The following is a 3,911-nucleotide window of genomic DNA, read 5'->3' on the forward strand; positions in this document are numbered from 1 at the left end:
GCGGCGGAGCAGGATAGTCATAGGGCTGCCAGTCCATCGCTCCCGCATGAAATCCGATGATGTCGTTGTACGCAGGATTCCCCTCAAAAACAGCATACTCCGCCTGTATGCTGCGGTCGATCGGTGTTGCGAGGAGATACCAGGCAGCGCCGCTCGCGCCTGTGAGAAGAGCGATACAGAGCAGAGTCAGAATGTTGCTCCGCAGAAATGCAAGAATGCGCTGCATGGGTATGCACCCCCTTTGCAAGCGACATGGATATGATCCGTTCCTATCATATTAGTTAATTTATTATAGCATATGATTTAGATATAGAACAATAAAAAAATGAAAAAGAATACGAATCTTAGTAAGAGAGACGAAGAATACAAAAAGACTTCTGTATGAAATTTATATGGATTCATGCAGAAGTCAGATGAAGCGATAGATCATAAAGGATTTATTGATTTTTAGTGATTACCCTTCATTCTCGCCGGAGACACTGTTGCGTCCCTTTTCCTTGGAGATATAGAGGGCGCGGTCGGCACGCTCCATGAGCGCGGTCGGCCGATCATTCGGGCCATGCCAGGTGGAGACACCGAAGCTGATGGTGACGCCGTCCAGGGTCTTTTCGAATATCTGCCGCAGTTCGTCACAGAAGGCGATCATGGCGGCAAGATCATGGTGGAGTGCGAGGAGGATGAACTCGTCGCCGCCGTAACGGATAAGAATATGGCGGCGGTCAGTATGTGCATGTATGGTATCGGCAATCTGTTTCAGAATGCGGTCGCCGCAGAGATGACCGTGCGTGTCGTTGACGGTCTTGAAGTGATCCACGTCAAAGATGGCAAAGGAGAAGGGGAATCCGCGCGTATCGGCGAGCGTGGAGAACTTACGGATGCCGTCCTCCAGCTGGTGTCGGTTGTAGGCACCGGTGAGAAAGTCGTGCTGTGCCTCGCTCTGCGACTCCTGCAGCTCACGTGTGAGGTCTGCGTTCTGCTGGGCGAGGAGTGTGTCGCGGAGCATCTGCTCACGGATGAGGAAGAAGACGAACGGCATGGATGAGTAGATGGAGAAAACGGTCGTCGAGAGCATAGCGGAGAGGAGATGATACTCGAAATGCAGTGCATCGATGCCGACGAAGATGGTCAGCGAGATCATGAAGATCATGCCATAGCGTGCTGCGGGGTATTTCCTCCAGTCCGAGCGGAGATGTGTATAGATGAGGATGAGGCTGCTGATGAAAAGGATGGGATAGAAGAGGTAGAGCAGATTCATATAGCCGTTAAATCCGCTGACCTCACTGATCGTTGCAGCAATAAACAGAAGAAGATAGACAACGTTAATACAGCGTATTGTTTTTCTATACACAGGAGAAACAACCTCCTGTACGACCAAGGCACAGGTGATGGGCATGATGTAGAGCATGATGAGGTGGATCTCCCACCAGACATCCGGCATCCCCAGGAGGCGTGAGAAGAAGGAGGATGTACCGGTTGTCCACAGGATGAAACTGAAGAGGAAGGCGATGAGGCAGAGCTGCATCCTGCGCTGCGAATTTGTTCTGCGCCAGACGAGATCCATGATGAGAAAGACGATCAGCGAAAGTGCGATCGAGAGGCTGGCGATATAGATGGCATCGGCGAGACCGAGCATCTGCATGAGGGCGGACTCACTGCCGATGAAAAAGTAGTCGATGCTCCCGAGCCAGTTGTTGTAGCCGGAGTGCAGCATAATGGTGATGCGCTTGCCTGCGAGTTCGCAGTCGGCGTGGACGAAGTGGGGGGTGCGTCCGCGCGAGTCCATCAGCTGATCCCAGTTGCCGTGCATATAGATGAGCTCATCATCGAGATAGATGTAGGCATTCTGGTTTGTCGTGGCGAAGAGAACGTGATCGACGAAGAGCGGCACGGATGCGGGGATTTCCCATGAGAGATAGACGGTCTTGGTATCTGCATCCAGCGGCGGCGGAGCAGGATAGTCATAGGGCTGCCAGTCGAAGAGATCCGGGTGAAAGCCGATGATGTCCTTGTACTCCGGGCTGCCATGGATGACGGCGTACGTTGGGCGGATCGAACTGTAGGGTGAGCTCGAGAGTGTCTGCCACGAAAGGCCGGCGAGGGCGGCAATGACAATAACGCATAGGAGCGTGATTCGATTGCTCCAGATGGCCTGTACGATTTTTTCCATAGATACGTTCTTCTCTCCTCGCGTTATAATGTTATCCATTATAGCATAAAATAAAATGAGTGCCTATATAAGAGGGCATTTTCTCGAACGATGGGCGTGCAAGATCAAAAAAGAGGCCGCTGCACAAAACGTTTCGCTTCGTGCAGCAGTCTCTGGTGCGGATCATATCAGACGTGGAATCCCGAGAAATCGAGAGCGTCAAAGCCGGTGAGGAGCTCCTTGACGGTGCGCTCGATCACATCGGCGCCGCCCGCTGTATCGGCCTCGATGTTGAGCGGCATATTCGGGTCGTGCAGCGACATCCTGAGGAGAGCCCAACCGTCGTTCATGATGATGCGGACACCCTCGTAGGAGGGGCTGGCAATGGAAATCCCCTTCGCCCTTGCGCGCTCCTCAAATGCAGTGAGGACCTCTTGGCCGTAAGCGCGCACATTTTCTGTTCCGAGGACTTTGATGCGGATCTCGCGCGCCTCCGCAGGATGGCGCAGCTTGGAGATCAGATCCGCGAGGGTGCGTCCCTCGGCGCGTGCCTTGGCAGCGGCGATGATGAGCTTGACCGCCAGATATGCGCCGTCGTCGAGGTAGTAGTTCTCCGAGAGTGCCCCGTGCCCTGAGGTCTCGATCGCCAGCGGCGAGACCTCGCCCGCCTCGTTGCGTCGAATGCACTCGTTGATGACGTTCTTGTAGCCGCGCATATACCGCAGGTGCTTTAGGTGCAGTTCGTTCTCAAGGAAGTCGTGCAGCCCATCGGAGGTGACAGAGTCCGTGATGATGGTGGAGCCGGGGTAGTCGGGCGCGAGGATGGCAGACATCATGGCGATCAGAGCATTGCGGCTGACATCCGTGCCATCGGCAAGCACGGCGCTCATGCGGTCGACATCGGTATCAAATATGAGGCCGAGATCTGCATTGTTCTCGATGACAGCCTCCTTGATCGCACGCATGGCAGCGGGATCCTCGGGGTTCGGGACGTGGTTCGGAAAATAGCCGTCCGGGTCGAGGAACTGGCTGCCGGAGGTGTCCGCACCGAGCGGGGTGAGGATGCGTCCAGCGAAGAACCCGCCCGCACCGTTGCCGGCATCGACGACGATGTGCATCCCGGCAAGCGGCTTTTCCACACCGCCGAGTGCCTCGCGGATTTTGTCCGCCAGGTGCTGACTGTAGCGGCCGATGAGGTCGAACTTCAGTACGTGATCGAGGGTTCCGTGCGCTTCGGCGGCCTCGCTCGCATAGGTGAGGATCTTTTGGATGTCCGCCTTTTCTGCACCGCCCGATGCGGTAAAGAATTTGAGTCCGTTGCGATTGTAGGGGAGGTGGCTCGCCGTGATCATGATGGAGCCATCTGCTGCCGTGTCCTCGAAGATGGTCGCCATGAACATGGCGGGCGTCGAGGCAAGCACACAGTCAATGCCGTGTGCGCCCATGTGGGTGAGGCCGGTGAGGACGCAGTCTTTGATGGCGAGTGCGGAGATACGTGAGTCGTGTCCAACGGCGATCTGCAGCTCCTCCGGTTTCTTGCCCGTCTTTTCTGCAAGGAGGCGGACAAAGCCCGCCGCGATTCGGTTTGCGGCTTCGGGAGTCAGTGTGACCGGCTCGCCGGGGACGCCTGGAACAGCAACCCCGCGGATGTCGCTCCCGTTTGCGAGCTTCATGAAGTCATCAAGGGTCAGTGGCATTGAGATTCCTCCTTTATAGTTCGCAGCTATGTATGCCTCCCCCGTGCACCACGGGGGAGGGGGACCGC

The 3,911-nt window shown here is 55.7% G+C and carries 2 protein-coding genes and 1 pseudogene; all 3 read right to left on the reverse strand.

Annotation, left to right across the window (positions count from 1 at the left end):
- A pseudogene (locus HMPREF1992_RS11600) lies at window positions 1-226 on the reverse strand (GGDEF domain-containing protein); the annotation flags it as partial.
- Between the two features lie 228 nt (window positions 227-454).
- Window positions 455-2,167, reverse strand: coding sequence for a GGDEF domain-containing protein (locus HMPREF1992_RS03095; protein WP_037358336.1), 1,713 nt, complete (start codon window positions 2,165-2,167; stop codon window positions 455-457).
- Window positions 2,168-2,334: 167 nt separating this feature from the next.
- Window positions 2,335-3,843: a phosphoglucomutase/phosphomannomutase alpha/beta/alpha domain II gene (locus HMPREF1992_RS03100; protein WP_021684368.1), complete on the reverse strand. Its 1,509-nt coding sequence runs from the start codon at window positions 3,841-3,843 to the stop codon at window positions 2,335-2,337.
- Window positions 3,844-3,911: the final 68 nt, after the last annotated feature.

Source organism: Selenomonas sp. oral taxon 892 str. F0426 (assembly GCF_000468035.1).
Taxonomy (GTDB): domain Bacteria; phylum Bacillota; class Negativicutes; order Selenomonadales; family Selenomonadaceae; genus Centipeda.